The 15,913-nt window shown below is 68.9% G+C and carries 14 protein-coding genes and 1 tRNA gene; 5 read left to right on the top strand and 10 right to left on the bottom strand.

Translation table 11 applies throughout. The features are described from left to right. Positions 1 to 13: 13 nt before the first annotated feature. Genes K8638_RS09465 through K8638_RS09455 form a run of 3 tightly spaced genes read right to left on the bottom strand, consistent with a single transcriptional unit; the run spans position 14 to position 2,393 of the window. On the bottom strand, positions 14 to 667 hold the full coding sequence (locus K8638_RS09465) for a glutathione S-transferase family protein (protein WP_223754368.1): 654 nt from the start codon (positions 665 to 667) through the stop codon (positions 14 to 16). Continuing rightward, positions 667 to 1,653, bottom strand: a complete 987-nt coding sequence (locus tag K8638_RS09460; protein ID WP_223754122.1) for an RNA polymerase sigma factor — start codon at positions 1,651 to 1,653, stop codon at positions 667 to 669. Before K8638_RS09460 ends, K8638_RS09465 begins: the two co-directional genes overlap by 1 nt. After that, entirely contained in the window at positions 1,650 to 2,393 is a 744-nt protein-coding gene (locus K8638_RS09455; protein WP_223754121.1) for a hypothetical protein, read from the bottom strand. Before K8638_RS09455 ends, K8638_RS09460 begins: the two co-directional genes overlap by 4 nt. Before the next feature lie 272 nt (positions 2,394 to 2,665). Between K8638_RS09455 and K8638_RS09450 the strand changes: the two genes are divergently transcribed. From K8638_RS09450 to K8638_RS09435, 4 genes are read left to right on the top strand one after another with little or no spacing between them, the layout of a single operon-like run. Next, entirely contained in the window at positions 2,666 to 3,277 is a 612-nt protein-coding gene (locus tag K8638_RS09450) for a hypothetical protein (RefSeq protein WP_223754120.1), read from the top strand. A gap of 8 nt (positions 3,278 to 3,285) precedes the next feature. Then, the gene (locus K8638_RS09445) at positions 3,286 to 4,338 is read left to right on the top strand and encodes a hypothetical protein (RefSeq protein ID WP_223754119.1); all 1,053 of its coding nucleotides are present in this window, start codon (positions 3,286 to 3,288) and stop codon (positions 4,336 to 4,338) included. A gap of 17 nt (positions 4,339 to 4,355) precedes the next feature. Beyond that, entirely contained in the window at positions 4,356 to 5,693 is a 1,338-nt protein-coding gene (locus K8638_RS09440) for a Dyp-type peroxidase (protein WP_223754118.1), read from the top strand. Between the two features lie 12 nt (positions 5,694 to 5,705). After that, positions 5,706 to 7,136 carry an NAD(P)/FAD-dependent oxidoreductase gene (locus K8638_RS09435; RefSeq protein ID WP_223754117.1) on the top strand — a complete coding sequence of 477 codons (1,431 nt, stop codon included), beginning with the start codon at positions 5,706 to 5,708 and terminating at the stop codon, positions 7,134 to 7,136. Positions 7,137 to 7,474: 338 nt separating this feature from the next. Here the strand turns inward: K8638_RS09435 and K8638_RS09430 are convergent. The 6 genes from K8638_RS09430 to rpsU all read right to left on the bottom strand — a co-directional run bounded on the left by K8638_RS09430 (position 7,475) and on the right by rpsU (position 13,238). Then, a tRNA-Ile gene (locus tag K8638_RS09430) sits at positions 7,475 to 7,547 on the bottom strand. A gap of 118 nt (positions 7,548 to 7,665) precedes the next feature. Beyond that, a complete protein-coding gene (locus K8638_RS09425; protein WP_223754116.1) occupies positions 7,666 to 8,037 on the bottom strand; it encodes an MGMT family protein in 372 nt (123 codons plus the stop codon). A 77-nt stretch (positions 8,038 to 8,114) separates the two neighbouring features. Then, the gene (gene rpoD / locus K8638_RS09420) at positions 8,115 to 10,241 is read right to left on the bottom strand and encodes an RNA polymerase sigma factor RpoD (RefSeq protein WP_223754115.1); all 2,127 of its coding nucleotides are present in this window, start codon (positions 10,239 to 10,241) and stop codon (positions 8,115 to 8,117) included. Positions 10,242 to 10,334: 93 nt separating this feature from the next. Continuing rightward, the gene (gene dnaG / locus K8638_RS09415; protein WP_223754114.1) at positions 10,335 to 12,152 is read right to left on the bottom strand and encodes a DNA primase; all 1,818 of its coding nucleotides are present in this window, start codon (positions 12,150 to 12,152) and stop codon (positions 10,335 to 10,337) included. Between the two features lie 340 nt (positions 12,153 to 12,492). Beyond that, complete coding sequence (locus K8638_RS09410) at positions 12,493 to 12,951, bottom strand: GatB/YqeY domain-containing protein (protein ID WP_223754113.1); 459 nt, start codon at positions 12,949 to 12,951, stop codon at positions 12,493 to 12,495. Positions 12,952 to 13,043: 92 nt separating this feature from the next. Continuing rightward, positions 13,044 to 13,238: a 30S ribosomal protein S21 gene (gene rpsU / locus K8638_RS09405; RefSeq protein ID WP_002614080.1), complete on the bottom strand. Its 195-nt coding sequence runs from the start codon at positions 13,236 to 13,238 to the stop codon at positions 13,044 to 13,046. Between the two features lie 131 nt (positions 13,239 to 13,369). Here rpsU and K8638_RS09400 point away from each other — a divergent pair, with 131 nt between their 5' ends. Then, positions 13,370 to 14,962 carry a HEAT repeat domain-containing protein gene (locus tag K8638_RS09400; RefSeq protein ID WP_223754112.1) on the top strand — a complete coding sequence of 531 codons (1,593 nt, stop codon included), beginning with the start codon at positions 13,370 to 13,372 and terminating at the stop codon, positions 14,960 to 14,962. A 14-nt stretch (positions 14,963 to 14,976) separates the two neighbouring features. Here K8638_RS09400 and K8638_RS09395 read toward each other — a convergent pair whose 3' ends face one another. Beyond that, entirely contained in the window at positions 14,977 to 15,888 is a 912-nt protein-coding gene (locus K8638_RS09395) for a GGDEF domain-containing protein (RefSeq protein WP_223754111.1), read from the bottom strand. Between the last annotated feature and the right edge of the window lie 25 nt (positions 15,889 to 15,913).

Here is a 15,913-nt window from a genome sequence, read left to right as displayed (position 1 = left end):
GATACACGGCCGTTCAACGGAACCGCGCCGCGATCGCGCTCTCGAACGGGTAGTTCTTGAAGTAGGGCCTGGCCTCTTCGAGCGTGCGCCGCACCGAGGAACGTTCGACGAGACGCTCGAAGTAGGCGCTCAGCCGCGTGCAATGGGCCGGAAACGCGTGCAACGTCACGGCGTAGAACAGCGCTGGCGCCGCCGCGCAGTCGGCGAGGCTGAACTCGTCGCCCACCATCCACCGGGACGTGGCGAGCTGCTTCTCGGCCAACTCGTAGGCGGTGGCCAGCGTGGCGTGAGCGCGTCTGAGGTCACCGTTCGCGTTGCGCAGCCGGTCGAAGACGATCTCCTGCACGGGCGTCTGCACGTAGTTGTCGAACAGGCGATCCCACAGGCGCACATCGAGCGCCGCGTCGGCGTCGTGAGGAACCAGCGCGCGCGGGCCGGGACGGTGGCGGTCGAGGTACTCGACAATGATTGAGCTCTCCGCGACGACGCGGTCCGCGTCGCGCAACACGGGGAACTTGCAGAGCGGCCACAGCGCCGTCAGCTCGGCGCGGTGCGTGGCATCGGCGAGGTCGATGACGCGCTTCTCGAAGTCGGTACCGTTCTCGTAGAGAGCGATTAGCGCCTTCCAGCAGTATGTGGCGAGCGGATGGTAGTAGAGCGTCAGCATCACGGGCACCCCTCACGCGAGAGCCACCAGCGGTATCCGTTCGGACGGGAGGAGATGCCGAGCTCGGTGCAGACCTCGGCGATCAGGTCCGGCGTGAAGAAGTAGTTCTGCATGTGCACGACGCGGTCGCCATCGACCTCGAAGCGGTTGATGGCGCGCACATGCTCGCCGTCCTGGTGGGCGTACCAGAGCAGCGCGATCGCCTCACCACGATAGATGCGCGTCTCGGCGCGCGGCGGCGTCGGCAGTGCCCCGCCCACGAAGCGCGCCTCGATGCCGCCCTGGGTAGCGGCGTTCGCGAGGCGTTCGCTGCCGAACAGCATTCCTCGCAGCATCTGGTTGCGCGTCTCGTCTGTGCCGTACGACGCGGTGGCGCCGACGACCTCGACGGTCGCCATATCGAGCAGGAGCGCCGTGAGCCGCTCGATGTCGCGCGCGTTGAACGCCGCGCAGAACGCATCGACGACGCCACGCGCTGGCGCGCGACCGGCATCGACTTCAGGAGCGAGCAGCTTGCCACGACCTCGATGCAGCGCGGCCTTCACGGCGCCTACCGTCGTCCTGAGGATGCCGGCGACCTCCTCGAGCGAGAAGCCGAACGCGTCCTTCAGCACGACGGCAGCTCGCTCCTGAGGCGCGAGCTGGACCAGCAACGTACCCGCCGCATCACGCAGCTCGATGGGCTGGCTCGACGTGGTTGGCGCGGGCTCGATGGACAGGCGCGGCCTCCGCACGTGGTCGAGCCAGAGGTTCGATGCCACGCGGAACAGCCATGCGCGCGGGTTCGGCGGCGCCGACCCCATGCGTCCGAGCGCGGCGAACGCGCGCGACATCGTGTCCTGCGCGAGGTCCTCCGCGTCCCAGGGAGACCGCGTCAGGTGACGGCAGTAGCGATACAGCTCGCCTCGAAGCGGCTCGTAGGTGTCGGCGAAGCGGTGCCAGGAGGCGCGGACGGCATCTGGCAGGTCGGGGTTGTCGGTGCTCATGCGCGAGAAACGAACGGGGCTCCCCAAAGGATACGTCGGCTCGGCCCCGAGCAGGCTGAGTCCGCGCGAGGGCCTTCGGGCGGAAGCTGCGCGACCCGCCGGCCGAAGAGACGCGTGAGCCGGTGGAGCTCGTGGTGCGTCTGGATGAGCGGCCCGGTCGGGTCCTCCTCTTCGAGCATCTTGCCGAGCAGCGGGTAGTCCGTCTGGTGCTCCTCGCGCTCGTGCGGCAAGAGCTCCTTCTCGAGCATCTCGCGGAGCCCCTCGCGCTGCACGCGTGCATCGGGTGTGCCAGTGAATCGAGGCGTGCGGCCAGCGCCGCGAGCTCGCCGACGTGGGGGCGCAGCGAGTGATGGGCCGAGGCGAGCCCCTGCGCGAGCCCCTGCCTCCGCGCGCTTGGGCGCGACGAGCCCACCGCCGCCGAGCGCGCGCAGCGCGTTCAGAATGACGAGGACGTCCATGCCCTCCTCCTGGAGAACGGCCCCGGCGACCGGGGTGATGTAGCCCGCCGCTGCGAAGACCACCGCGACGAGCGAGAGTCCGCTCCCGACGAAGACGCTCTCCGGCGCGATGCGCCGGGTGCGCTGCGCGATGCGCGCCGCGAGAAGAAGCCCCTCGAGCCGGTCCGCTGTGAGCACGACGTCCGCTGCTTCGGAGGCCGCCGTCGCGCCGCGCGCTCCCATCGCGGCGCCGATGTCGGCGAGCGCCAGCGCCGGGGCGTCGTTGATGCCGTCGCCGACCATGGCCGGGATGCCTCGGCGCGGACGACTTTGATGACCTCGCCCTTCTCCTCCGGAGTCCGCGTGGATGGCGTTTCCTGGGAGGTGTGCGAACGGAGCGCGTGCGTGCAGCCTGCCATGGGCCCGAAGGGACGGAGAGATGACGCCTGTTGCCTCCCTGGCTGCCTTGCGGAGAGGTGCGGCATCGTGCCGCTCGCTCACGGTCTGCGACCTTCCCCTGGCTGGAGTAGCGGGCTTCCGGCCCGGCGCTCACCGTCCAGACGTCGAGGCCGCACTTGTTGCTCTCCTCCTTCGTGTTCACCTCCCCACCAGGAGTGAAGCCCGAGGAGAAGGCGATGACGGCCCCCAACCAGAACCCAATGCCCTACGCCGCGGCGCTACCCATGCCGGAGACGAAGCCGCAAGTCGGCAAGTATGGTCCGATTGCTCCGAAGACTCCGGCGCACGGCTTCACCATCATCGGTGACATCAAGCCGGGCAGGGCCCAACAGCTTCGACAGATGGCCCGCGAGCGCGCAGCCGCCACCTCGCCCAGGGAGCTGTACGAGCTGCTCAAGCCCCTGACCCTCCACTATGCCCGCTGGGTCATCATCAACAACGACACCCAGCTGATGTATCAGGCCATCTTCGACACGGACTTCGAGCTGTACGTCGAGGATGCCCATCGGCTGTTCATGAAGTCGGGCCTGGCGACGTTCTTCGAGTGCATGGTCGGCTTCCCCGACGACTGGAAGACGAACATCCCCGCTTTCGTCGAGTTCTTCAGGAAGCATCAAGTCGAGAGCATCTTCGAGTTCGCGAGCTATCCAGGCACCACGGTCACCGAGGTCGAGAAGGCTCTCGAGGTTCGCCGCACCTTCAGCTCCGTGCTCGACGCGATGCAGTAGGAGTGACCATGTACGGAGCAGAGAGCGATTCGGTGCGGGCGCAGCCGAAGGGACCGGCGCGTACCTACAATCAGAACCACCGCCCCCGCCCCTACACGGCAGGCCGCCGGCGCGTGAGCATCTACGTGTCGTGGAGCTTCCCGGGAGAAGCGAACCGGGACGTGACCGTCATGGACAACCGCTTCTCGACGATGACCGAGGTGCGGAGAGCGGAATGGCCTCGGTGGGAGGGCCGGGAATGGGCGCACCCCGGGCTGTTCCAACAGGGCATCGCGGGCGGGCTGGAGCTGTTCTTCCGCTCCTGGACCCGCTTCCAACGCATCGTCGAAGAGCTGACGGGGCATGGGGTTCCCGTCTGCCAACGTGTCGACCAGGCCGGGTTCAGGCTGCCGCTCGACGAACGCGTCCTGGGCGATACGGACACCCTGCTCGTCTTCGGACTCGACCACACGGTGACGGAGCAGACGGCGGAGCCGGCGGAGATTGAAGCGGTACGCCAGTTCCTCTCCCGCGAGGGGACCTGCCTGGTGCTCGGGCCACACCATGACGTCGGTGCGTCCGATGACCAGAAGGTGCGGGCGCAGGAGTACAGCCACCATGGGGACCCCCTGGTTCCACGCCAGCAGCGGTTCGGTGGCTACCTTCGCTCCCTGATGCAGGGGCTGGATATCCCCATCGAGAATCGCTTCGGGCTTCGCCCCGCACCGTCCAAGGACTCGACGAGCAGGCCCGCCCCGCTCTCCACCAACCGGGACCTGGACACCCGCGGCTGGCTGGAGGGAGTCACCACCCTCTCCTCGCACATGCACCTGCCCCACTATGCGCCGACGCGAGACGACGCCAAGGCCATCCGTGTCCTCGCGAAGCAGCCCATCGACCTGTCCAGGCCCCACCCCTTCACCGAGGCCGGAAATCGCGAGTTCAATGCCCTGGTCTGGCTCCCACCTGGCGGGAGCCGGGGCGGAGACGTCCTGATGGCCGACTCGACGGTGTTCAGCACCCTCTTCGGGATGGACGAAAGCCTGGACCGCTTCTGGAAGAACCTGGCGAACAAGAAGTGAGCGGCAGGGGGGCAGCCATGGGCGGAAGCAACGGTAGCTCGCTCGAGTTGGAGAACATCCAGAGCGGAATCCTGAGTGCGCGCCCCTCCCCCTACGCCGCGACCTACATCCTGCTGCAAATCGAAGACCCTGCCGCGGGACGCGCGCTCATGAGACGGCTGAGTGAAGTCGTCGCTTCGGCCGAGCACCTGACGAGCCCCGCGGGAGATACGTGGGTGAGCGTCGCGCTCACCTACTCCGGACTCGAGGCGCTTGGCGTCCCCGAGGAGTCGCTCGCCAGCTTCGCGTGGGAGTTCCGGCAGGGCATGGCGGCGCGGGCAGGGGTGCTGGGAGATACCGGCGCCAGCAGCCCCGAACATTGGGAAGCGCCCCTGGGGAGCCGGAAGGTTCACGTCATCCTGGTCGCGCTCGCTCCGGAAACGGAGCAACTCGAGCGCGCGCTGGAGCGTGCACGCCGTGCCTACCAGGACCAGCCCGGCATCCGCGCACTCTGGCGCCAGGATTGTCACTCCCTGGCCACCGGCAGGGAGGCCTTTGGGTTCAAGGATGGAATCAGCTTTCCGGGAATCGAAGGCTCGGCCGTTCCTGGCTCCAACCCACACGAGCGCCCCCTCAAGGCGGGCGAATTCGTGCTCGGTTACCCGGACGAAACGGGGGGACTTCCTCCCGCGCCGGTCCCCGAAGCCCTGGGCCGCAATGGCACCTACGTCGCCTTCCGCAAGCTCCACCAGGATGTGGCGCGGTTCCGCCAGTACCTGAAAGCCAACGCCTCGAAGGCCGGGGAGGAAGAGTGGCTCGCCGCGAAGATGATGGGGCGCTGGCGCAGTGGTGCGCCCCTCGCGAGGTGCCCCTTTCACGATGACCCCGAGCTCGGCGGCGACCCCCGGCGCAACAACGACTTCCTGTTCCAGGAAGACGATGCGATTGGGTACAAGACCCCGGCCGGCTCGCACATCCGGCGAGCGAACCCGCGCGACGCCCCTGTCGCTGGCGTCGTCAGCCTGCATCGGATGCTCCGGCGGGGCACGTCCTACGGCCCCCCTCTGCCCGAGGGAGTCCTCGAAGACGACGGTGCCGAGCGAGGGCTGATGTTCGCCTTCGTCGGCGCGCACCTCGGACGCCAGTTCGAGTTCGTGCAGTCGGAATGGATGAACGAGGGCACCTTCTTCGGCGGGGGACACACGAAGGACCCCATCGCCGGAACCCATGATGGCACGGGTGAGTTCTCGATTCCCCACCGCCCGATTCGCCGCCGCCTGACTGGCCTGCAGCGCTTCGTCACCACGCGCGGCGGTGAATACGCCTTCATGCCGGGGCTCCAGGCCCTGCGTTGGCTCGGAGACCTGCGTACCTAGGAGGAGCTGGCGATGGATGTGTTGATCATTGGCGCCGGGCCGGCGGGACTGGCGGCGGCGCTGCGTGCCGCCGTCCTGGGAGCACGAACGACGCTCGTCACCCGCGCTGAATATGGCGGCATGGCAGCCAATGACGGACCTGTTCCGGTGCGGACGCTCGCCCATGCGGCCCGGCTGATGCGAGAGGTCCGCCAATGTCACCGGTATGGAATCGAGACGGGGACGCCACGGCTGGACTACGGCCACCTGCTCGGCCGGGTGCAAGAGGTCGTCCGCGACGTGCGCGCACACTCGGTCCTTCGGGAGCAGCTCGAGGGCCTTGGAGTCACGGTGCTCGAGAAGGCAGGCACCGCGCGCTTTCTCGACGAGCACACCCTCGAGACAGAGAGCGGCCAGCGGCTGCGGGCGGACAGGTTCATCATCTGCGCCGGAGGAATCAGCCGCCCGCTCCCGGTTCCAGGCGCCGAGCTGACGGCCACCCACAGCGATGCGTGGAGCCTGACCCGCGTCCCGCCTTCACTCCTGGTCGTCGGCGGTGGAGCCACCGGGGTGCAGCTGGCATCGGTCTTCAACGCCTTCGGCTCGCGCGTCCAGCTCTTCGAGGCGGGCCCTCGGATCCTGCGCACCGAGGACGAGGACGTGGCCGAGGCCGTCAGGGCCGCGCTGCTCGAGGCGGGCATCGACGTGCGCGAGGGCTTTGGCACCATCGACTCGTTCGAGCGGATACGGGACGGCGTCCAGATGAACTTCACCCGTGCTCGCGGACGAGAGCGAGCGGAGGCGGCTCTCGCGGTCGTTGCGATTGGCTGGGCTGCGGACGTCGCGGGGTTGAATCTGGCAGACGCGGGGGTCGACACCTCTGCTCGCGGCTTCATCGCCGTGGACGACCAGCTCCGGACCTCTGCCCACCACATCTTCGCCGCGGGCGACGTCACTGGCCGGCGAATGCTGGTCCCCCCGGCGATGCAGGACGGCTTCGTCGCCGCGACGAATGCCGTGCTCGGCGCCAGCCTGACGAGTGAATACTCCGTGAACCCCATCGCCAGCTTCACGGACCCCGAGTATGCGCAGGTGGGATTGACCGAAGCGAACGCCCGCGAGACCCACGATGTCATCGTGGCGACGGTTCACTGCGACGCGGCCACCCGCACCCTCATCGATGGGAGGACGACGGGCTTCTGCAAGCTCGTCGTCGCGCGCTCGGGCACCATCCTGGGGTGCCATATCGTCGGCGAGCGGGCCGCGGAGACAGCGCAGGCGGCGGCAATCGCCATCGCGGCGCGGATGCGGGTCGCGGAGCTGGCGCGAGTCCCATTCTCGTTTCCCACCTACACCGGGATGCTCGGGCGAGCGGCGGCGGTCGCGACCCACCAGCTCAACCAGCAGGTCGGTTGGCAGGCGAACCCGCTGGACGGTCTCGAGTCAGCCGTGTCTGTTCATTGACGGACCGCCGCCTCATCCCTGGGGCCTGAACAGGGATAAACAGCTTCAAGCGTCGATTCGTTTCACCCGGATAACTCCTCACGAGTGGGTGAAACATGTTTCGAAACATCCTGAAGTGGACTCTCTCCGTCGGGGCGGTGGCCACCCAGATGTCGCGGATATGTGCGCGGGACTGGAGGTGCTCAGCTTCCAGCCAACCGAGGAGCTTCTTGCCTAGATGCTCCCGCCGGCCGTGGGCGGCCCGCCTGGTGCGCCGGTGGTGCGGAGTTCGGCGGAGGCAGCCCCCGCTCCAGCGCCTTGGAGAAGATTCCCGAAGCGCTGGGCGGGGTTAAGGGGAGTGGGCCCTCCTGGATTCGAACCAGGGACCAATCGGTTATGAGCCGACAGCTCTAACCGCTGAGCTAAGGGCCCCCAAGAACACGCAACAGTCACCGCGTCCGGGTGAATAACCCTCCGTGTGCGCCGCTGGCAAGAGGGCCGGGGGGGCGCTCCCCTCGGATGCGAGGAGGCCTCCCGGGCGGGGCGGCCGTCACCCCCGCTCGTCGCCGTCCTCCTTCACGCGGAACCGCTCGCCGCGCTGCTGCACCTCCACGCCCTCCGAGCGCAGGCGCCGGGCCTGCTCGTAGGCGACGAAGGGCGCCAGTGTCCCATCCGAGCGGATGACGCGCCACCAGGGCACCTCGTGGTGCGTGGGTAAGTCCCTCAGCTCCATTCCCACGCCCCGCGCCGCGCCGGGCCGCCCCGCGTAGAGCGCCACCTGCGCGTACGAGCGCACCTGCCCGCGCGGAATCGCCCGCACCGCGCGCCGCACCGCCTCGGAGAAGGGCGGGCGCTTCTCGGGCCCGCTCTTTGACAGGGGCTTCGACTTCGCCAGGGGCTTCTTCTTCGCTCGGAGCGCCACGCCCCGGACTCTAGAAACACGAAGGCCCCCGGTCCACGAAGGGGAGCGGGGGCCTCGGGCACGCCTTCAGGCGCTGTTCAGCTCTCCACGAAGGAGCGCAGGCGCTTGGAGCGGCTGGGGTGGCGCAGCTTGCGCAGCGCCTTGGCCTCGATCTGACGGATGCGCTCGCGCGTCACCTCGAAGTCCTGGCCCACCTCTTCCAGCGTGTGGTCGCTCTTCTCGCCGATGCCGAAGCGCATGCGGAGGACCTTCTCCTCACGCGGCGTCAGCGTGGCCAGCACCTTGCGGGTCTGCTCCGCCAGGTTCATGTTGATGACCGCGTCCGCCGGCGACACGAGGCTCTTGTCCTCGATGAAGTCGCCCAGGTGGCTGTCCTCTTCCTCGCCAATCGGCGTCTCGAGGGAGATGGGCTCCTTGGCAATCTTGAGGACCTTGCGGACCTTGTCGAGCGGCAGCTCCATCTTCTCGGCAATCTCCTCCGGCGTCGGCTCGCGGCCAATCTCCTGCACGAGGTAGCGGCTGGTGCGGATGAGCTTGTTGATGGTCTCGATCATGTGCACCGGGATGCGGATGGTGCGGGCCTGATCGGCGATGGCGCGGGTAATGGCCTGGCGGATCCACCACGTGGCGTACGTGGAGAACTTGTAGCCGCGCTTGTACTCGAACTTGTCCACCGCCTTCATCAGGCCGATGTTGCCCTCCTGGATGAGGTCCAGGAACTGCAGGCCGCGGTTCGTGTACTTCTTCGCGATGGACACCACGAGGCGCAGGTTGGCCTCCACCAGCTCGCTCTTGGCGCGCTCGGCGCGGCGCTCACCCAGGCGGATGGCGTCGTAGTTGCGGCGCAGCGCCTCGACGGGGAGGTTGGCCTCTTCCTCCACCTTCTTGATCTTCCGCACCGCCGTGCGCACGTCGCGGTCCAGGACCTCGAGTTGCTCGGGCGTGAGGTTGAGCTGCTTCTGCAGCTTCTTGCCGATGTTGGGGTTCTCCCGCGACTCCTTGAGCTGCGGGCGGAGCTCCTTCATGGAGATGCCGTAGCGGCGCTCCAAATCCCGGAGCTCGTCCTCGGCCTTGTCCACGCGCTCGATGAGGGCCTTCAGGTTGATGACGATGCGGTCCACCTGCTTCTTGTTGAGCCGCATCTCCTCCAGGACCTCCATCATCTTGGTCCGGAGGTCCTTCATCTCCTGCTTCAGCTCCTTCTTGCGGACCTCGGTCAGCTTCTTCTTGGAGGCGAGCTCCTCCTCCAGCACCTCGCAGTCCTTGGCGAACTTGCGGAAGCGCTCGATCTGCTTGCAGATCTGCTCGATCTTGTTCAGCTCGCTCTGCGCGAGCTGCTGCGGGGCATCGCCCTCGGCGCCCTCCTCGGGAGCGTCGTCGCCGCCCTCGGACTGGGACTCTTCCGGCGCGTCCTTGATGACGTCGCGCACGCGCAGCTTGGCCGTCTTCAGCTTGTTGCCGATGTCGAGGATCTCCTCCACGGCCACCTTGCAGGCGAGCAGCGCGCGCAGGACTTCCTTCTCACCCTCCTCGATGCGCTTGGCGATTTCGACCTCGCCCTCGCGCGTGAGCAGGCTGACGCTGCCCATCTTGCGCAGGTACAGGCGCACCGGGTCGTTCGACTTGCCGCCCGGCTCGTCGTCCTCGTCCTTCTCGTCCTCGTCGGCGTCTTCCTTCTCCTCCTCGACGGTGACGGTGGGCTTGATCTCGTTGTTCTGGGCGGCCTTCTGGGCGTCGACGATCTCGATGTCGTTGTCGCCGAACATGCTCATCACGTCGTCGATCTGATCGGACGACACGATGTCGGCGGGGAGCGCGTCGTTCACCTCGTCGTAGGTGAGGAAGCCCTTCTCACGGCCCGCGGCGAGCAGGTCCTTGACCTCCTTGCGCTCGGCGACCGGATCCTCCTCGATGTCGTCCTCGACGGCGTCGGGGTCCACCTGGACGGCGGCGGCGGCTTCCTCCGCGGCCTCCTCGGGGTCCACGTCGTCCGCCATGGCGGGGGCGACACCCTTCTTCTTCTTGAGCTTCTCCGTGGCCTCGGCGACCACGTTCTTCGCGGAGACCGCCTCCTGCTCCTCGGCGCTCGCCTTCCCCTTCGCCGCGGACGCGGTGCTCTCGGGCGCCTTCTTCTTGCGGATCACCGGATCCACCTTCTTCTTGGTGGGCTTCACGGACGCCTTCGAGGGCTTCTGCGTCGGCATTCGGGTACTTCTCCTTAAGAAATTCAGGGGCTTGTAGGCCAGGGGCGAGCCGGCCGATCTATCGCAAAGTCAGGGTTTCTTACAAACGCGAACTCAAACCGGTTGCATGGGCGCCTTTGTTCCCGAGGAGCCGGGCTTGAGCTCCTCCAGGACACGCTTCTTGAGGGCCAACAGTTCCACGCGCTCCGCCAGGAGCTGGCGCGTCTCCTCTGTCAGGTCGAACGCCCCCGCCGTCTGCTCCGTCGCCCGTCTTATATAAATGAGCCGTTCGTCAATGCGCCGCACCATGATTTCCCGGCAGATGTTCGAGAAGTCCTGCTCAAGCACCATTCCCGGCTCGGGGAGCTGGCGCCACGCCTCCTCGACGGCGCGCTTCACGGCGTCCGACGCCTCGTAGAGCGCGTCCTCCGTCCCATGCCCGGAGGTCGCATGGGCGAGCGCCATGCGCAGGCCCATGTGGGACAGTTCGTCACACACGCGGAAGGTGTCGCGGGCCAGGAGGCGCGAGTCCCTCAGGACGGAGGCCACATAGAGGGTCTCCAGCCAGGGGGGCGCCTTCTCGGGGGGGCGGGCAGGCTGCCGGGCGGGGCCCGCGGGCTGCGAGGCGGGGGCGGCGGTGGGGCCGGGCTTGGGGCGCAGGTTGCGGAGGGACTCGTCCACGATGGCCGCCGTCCAGCCGAACCAGGTGGCCAGGGCCTCGAAGAGGTCCTTGCGCACCAGTCCCGGGGGAACCTGGGCAATCATCGGCTTGAGCCGGTCCAGCGCCGCCATCTTCTCCTCGAAGGGGGACCGAGTGCCGTCGGGGAGGACGGTCGTGAACAGGTGGGTGGTGAGCGGCTGCGCGCTCTCGAGCAGCCGCTCCACACCTTCCAAACCCTCGCGTCGCGCGAAAGTGTCCGGGTCATCCCCCTGTGGAAGCAAGGCCACCCGGGCGTCCGCTCCCGCTGCGAGCAGGGGGCCGGCCAGCCGCTCGACGGCGGCGAGGCCGGCCTTGTCTCCGTCCAGCAGCAGGAAGAGCCGCTTCGCCTCCACGCGCCGCAGCACCTGGAGGTGGCCGGGCGTCAGGTTGGTGGAGCACAGGGCCACGGAGTTGCGGACTCCCACCTGGTACAGGCCAATGCAGTCGAAGTAGCCCTCCACCAGGATGGCGGCCTTGCGCTTGTGAATCTCGTCGCGCGCCTGGTTCATCCCGAAGAGCGTCTCGCTCTTGTTGTAGATGCGGGACTCGCGCGAGTTCAGGTACTTGGGCCCGTCATCCGAGCCCACCAGCCGGCCGCCGAAGGCGATGGCGCGGCCCTCCGGGGAGCGGATGGGGATGATGAGCCGGCCCCGGAAGAAGTCGATGTAGCCGTCCCCGCTGTTGCGGGGCGTGACGAGGCCCGCCTGCTGCCCCCACTCCAGCATGCCCTGCTTCTGGAAGCGGTCCGCCAGGAGGGTCCACGCGTTGGGGGCCCAGCCCAGCCCGAAGGCCATGGCCGTCTCCTCGGAGACACCCCGGCTGGCCACGTAGGCGCGCGCGGCGCGGCCCTCGTCCTGCTGCCACAGCAGGGCACGGAAGTGCTCGGCGGCGAAGTCCGTGGCCTCCTTGATGCGCTGGCGCTCGCGGACTCCCGGGTCTTCCTCGCCCTGGACGTCGATGCCCAGTTCCTGCGCCAGGTCCTTCACCGCGTCGACGAAGGTCTTCCCCAGGTAGCGCTGGACGAAGGACACCGCGTCGCCGCTCGCGCGGCAGCCATGGCAGAAGTAGAAGCGCTTCTCCGGCACCACGTAGAAGGAGGGCGTCTTCTCCTGGTGGAAGGGACAGCGGCCCTTCCACTCACGCCCGGCCTTCTTCAATTCCACGTGGCGCCCGATGAGGGCGACGAGGTCCACCCGCTCGAGGACCTCCTGGATTTTGTGCTCCGGAATCACGGCTGCCACCCCCTCGCCCACGCAGAGGTGGGCCCATGCCTGACATCATCGCGGCCCAGGCTGACGTCCTCCGCCGGGCAGACGACCCGCCGGATCCGTCCCACGCGTGGGGCGGAAGGGAAGCGGGAAGCTCGCGGGGTGGGGAGGGGCACGGCACGGACTCCTGGGGCTCCTGGGCGCTGCCTTGCCGCCGGCGGGGGCGGGGGCGCGGTTGGGGCCTGCTCAGGCACTTAATGACGGGGGGCCGGGGGGGCAAGTTTCCGCCCCCTCGACGGCCCCAAATGCAACGGCGCCGCCGGTTTCCCGACAGCGCCGGCAGGGGCACCGAGGCTGGAGCGGCTCAGGACAGCTTGGCGAGCTCCGCCTTGACGGCCTCGGAGATGGCGCGGCCCTCGGCCTTGCCCTGGAGCTTGGGGTTGAGGTTCTTCATGACGGCGCCCATGTCCTTGGGGCCCTTGGCGCCCACCTCGGCGATGGCGGCCTGGACGGCGGCGGTCAGCTCCTCGGCGGTGAGCTGCTTGGGGAGGTAGTTCTGGAGGACGCCAATCTCCGCCTCCTCCTTGTCCGCCAGCTCGGGCCGGCCGCCGGACTTGAACTGGTCGATGGAGTCGCGGCGCTGCTTGATGAGGCCGGTGATGACGGACTGGATGCCCGCGTCGTCGAGGGCGGAGGCGCCCGGCTCGACTTCCTTGTACTTCACCGCGCTCTTGAGCATGCGCAGCACGCTGGTGGTGAGCTCGTTCTTGGACCGCATCGCGTCCTTCAGGTCCGCGTCGATCCGCTCCTTCAGGGTGGCCATGTCGCGACTCCGCTGTGGAAAGTGTGTTCGGGGACTGGACGACGGGAGCCAGGGCACCTGACGGCGCCCCGGCTCCGCGCACGGGCCTCGCGTTAGAACGACTTGCGGGCCTTCTTCACCGCGCGCTTCTTGGCCGCGAGGGCCTTCTTCTTCCGCTTGACGGAAGGCTTCTCGTAGTGCTCGCGCTTGCGGATCTCAGAGAGGATTCCAGCCTTCTCGGTGGCCTTCTTGAAGCGCTTGAGGGCGCTCTCGATGGACTCTCCTTCCTTGACTCGGATACCGGGCATACTGTCACCTCCTTCCGCCGTGCGTGGATGTGGGTGTACTTCAAAAGGGGCAGCGGGTATGGCCCAGCGCCCGGGAAAACGCAAGGGTGCTGGGGGGAAACCTGGTGCTGTTGGACTAGAGTGGCCGCCTCGTGAGCCCTGCCCTCCTCCTGGTGGTGCTCCTGGCGACCGGCCAGAGCGCCGGCTCCGGGGCGAAGGACTGCTGGATGTCCTGCCAGCGGCACGTGGTGGGCTCCGCTCAACGCGCGAGGGCCTGTGGGGCCTGCCTGTCGGGAGGGCGCGTGGACGCCTGGGTGTCCGCCCTGGAGGGCATGAGGCCGGCGCCCCGTGAGGCGCTCGCCTCCGCCCGGAAGGATGCGGACTGGCGGGTGCGGTGGGCCGCGGTGCGCATGGACGCGAAGCTCCGCGGCACCACCGAGCGCCGCCTCCTGGCGGAGTGGGTGGCCTCCACACCCGCCTCCGCCGACCTGGACGCGTGCCTCACCGCCGCCCGCGCCGCCGCGGAGGCGGGCCAGTCCTCCGCGGACTTCCTGAAGGGAGCGGGCCCCCGGGGGCCGGACGCGGCGGCGCGGGTATGGGCCCGCCGCGACGCCATCCGCAAGGCGCTGGAGGTGGAGCTGTACGCGGAGGAGGTGCCGGTGCGGGGCGCGGCGCTCCTCCACCTGTCGGGCTTCCTGGGCCGGCGGCCCGCGCGGGTGGTGCTGGACGCCATGGAGTCCCGGCCGGAGTCCACGGACGAAATCATCGCCGGTGCCCTCAAGGCCGTGGCCGAGCGCAAGGGCACCTCCGTGGGACGCCTGCTCCTGGACGAGGCGCGGCCGGCGGACGAGGCGCGCATCAACCGGCTCTTCGCCGTGTACTCGCACGAGCTGGAGGCGCTGCAGCCGGCGCTGGCGGTGGCGGACCCCCTCCAGCGCCGCAAGGCGGTGCTGTCCCTTCGGGTGTACGGGCCGCTGGCGCGGCGGGAGCTGGAGCGCGCGCTGGGAGACACGGACCGCGCCGTGCGCCGCGACGCCGCCCGGGCGCTGGCCCAGGCGGAGGGGCTGGCGACGCGGCTGGCCGCGGAGCGCCGCCTGGAGGCGGGGGATGCCGCCGCGGCCCGTCCCTGGCTGGAGGCCATGGCGCGGGAGAAGGGCTGCGCCGCCTTCCTCCTGAGCGCGGCCGGGGACAGGGCGCTGCCCGCCGCCCTGCGCGGCGACGCGCTGGCGCAGCTGGTGGACTGTGACGAGGGCTCGCGAGAGCGCGTGGGCTCGCTGGCGGCCTACCTGAATGACGCGGAGGCGCCGGTGCGGGCCGGCGCGCTGCGCGCGCTGGGGGCCCTGGCCTCCCGGCACCCGGAGGTGGTGGTGGGCGCCGCCGTCCGCGCGCTGGAGGACCCGTCGCCGGAGGTGGTGGCCGCCGCGCTGGAGGTGGTGGCCAGCCAGCGCCAGTCCTCCCGGGGGGACGAAGCCGCGGGGCTGCTCGGCTCGGAGCACCCGGTGGTGCGCGCCGCCGCCGCCCGGGCGCTGGAGCACATTGGCCGCGCCCCCCACGTGAAGGGGCTGGCCACCTGCCTGCGCGAGGACCCGGTGGCCGACGTGCGCGTGGCCGCGGCGCAGGCGCTGGGCCGCATTGGCGGTCCTCACGCCGCCGCCGCCCTGTCCGACGCGGCGGCCAGGGATTCGGACACCCACGTGCAGCACGTGTCGCGCGAGGGGCTGCGCCGGCTCGGCTTCAGCCTGTAGAGGAGGGGAGGGCGTCAGATGCCGCTGACGGCCTTGGCGTCCACGCGGTTGCGGCCCGCGCGCTTGGCCCGGTACAGGTACTTGTCCGCCGCCGCGATGAGGTCCTCGGGCTGGGAGAAGTCCGAGTCCAGCAGGGTGGCCACGCCCAGGCTGATGGTGACCTTGATGGGCGTGCCGCCGAAGACGAAGTCGGCCTTGTCCACCGCGTAGCGGCAGCGCTCGGCGCAGGCCAGGGCCTGGTCCTCCGCGGACTCACGCAGCATCAGCGCGAACTCCTCGCCGCCGTAGCGCGCCAGCAGGTCCTCGGTGCGGACGGTGTCGCTCACGCGCTGGGCGATGCGGGTCAGCACGTAGTCGCCCGCCGGGTGGCCATACGCGTCGTTGATTTTCTTGAAGTGGTCCACGTCGAAGAGGACCAGCGACAGCGGCACCCGGTGGCGCAGGCAGTAGCTGAACTCCTTGCGCACCGTCTCCAGGAAGTACTTCTTGTTGTAGACGCGGGTGAGGCCGTCACGCGTGGCGGACTCGTAGATGCTGCGCTGGTACTGCTCCTCCAGCGCGTCCTGGATGGAGAACTTGAGGACGGTGTTGGAGCCGATCTGGATCTTGTCGCCGTCGTAGAGCGGCGCGGCGTTGACCTTCAGGCCGTTGAGGTACGTCCCGTTGGTGCTCGCCAGGTCCACCAGCTGGAAGCGGCCGTCACCCAGCGCCACCACCTTGGCGTGCTTGCGCGAGATGCCGTCGTCCTCCACCTGGAACTGCGCCTCGGAGCTGCGCCCCAGGACGACCTCCGAGCGGTCCAGCTTGAACATCCGCCCGATGCCCGCGGCGGACTTGGCGCTGATGACAATCAGGTACGCGCTCTGCTGCTGGGCGCTGCCCAGCAGGTCCGCAATGGAATGGACGGAAGTTTTCTCCTCGGACATCGCACCACCCATCTTACGGGCCGCC

The sequence above is a fragment of the Myxococcus sp. RHSTA-1-4 genome (genome assembly GCF_020037125.1).
GTDB lineage: Bacteria > Myxococcota > Myxococcia > Myxococcales > Myxococcaceae > Myxococcus.
This window is presented reverse-complemented; position numbering and strand designations above follow the sequence as displayed.

What these genes read in the sequence shown, in the direction of transcription:
- rpoD (WP_223754115.1), bottom strand. Translation starts at nt 10,241, where the DNA reads ATGCCGACGCAGAAGCCCTCGAAGGCGTCCGTGAAGCCCACCAAGAAG.
- rpsU (WP_002614080.1), bottom strand. Translation starts at nt 13,238, where the DNA reads ATGCCCGGTATCCGAGTCAAGGAAGGAGAGTCCATCGAGAGCGCCCTC.
- K8638_RS09440 (WP_223754118.1), top strand. Translation starts at nt 4,356, where the DNA reads ATGGGCGGAAGCAACGGTAGCTCGCTCGAGTTGGAGAACATCCAGAGC.
- K8638_RS09395 (WP_223754111.1), bottom strand. Translation starts at nt 15,888, where the DNA reads ATGTCCGAGGAGAAAACTTCCGTCCATTCCATTGCGGACCTGCTGGGC.
- K8638_RS09465 (WP_223754368.1), bottom strand. Translation starts at nt 667, where the DNA reads ATGCTGACGCTCTACTACCATCCGCTCGCCACATACTGCTGGAAGGCG.
- K8638_RS09445 (WP_223754119.1), top strand. Translation starts at nt 3,286, where the DNA reads ATGTACGGAGCAGAGAGCGATTCGGTGCGGGCGCAGCCGAAGGGACCG.
- K8638_RS09435 (WP_223754117.1), top strand. Translation starts at nt 5,706, where the DNA reads ATGGATGTGTTGATCATTGGCGCCGGGCCGGCGGGACTGGCGGCGGCG.
- K8638_RS09455 (WP_223754121.1), bottom strand. Translation starts at nt 2,393, where the DNA reads ATGGTCGGCGACGGCATCAACGACGCCCCGGCGCTGGCGCTCGCCGAC.
- K8638_RS09460 (WP_223754122.1), bottom strand. Translation starts at nt 1,653, where the DNA reads ATGAGCACCGACAACCCCGACCTGCCAGATGCCGTCCGCGCCTCCTGG.
- K8638_RS09410 (WP_223754113.1), bottom strand. Translation starts at nt 12,951, where the DNA reads ATGGCCACCCTGAAGGAGCGGATCGACGCGGACCTGAAGGACGCGATG.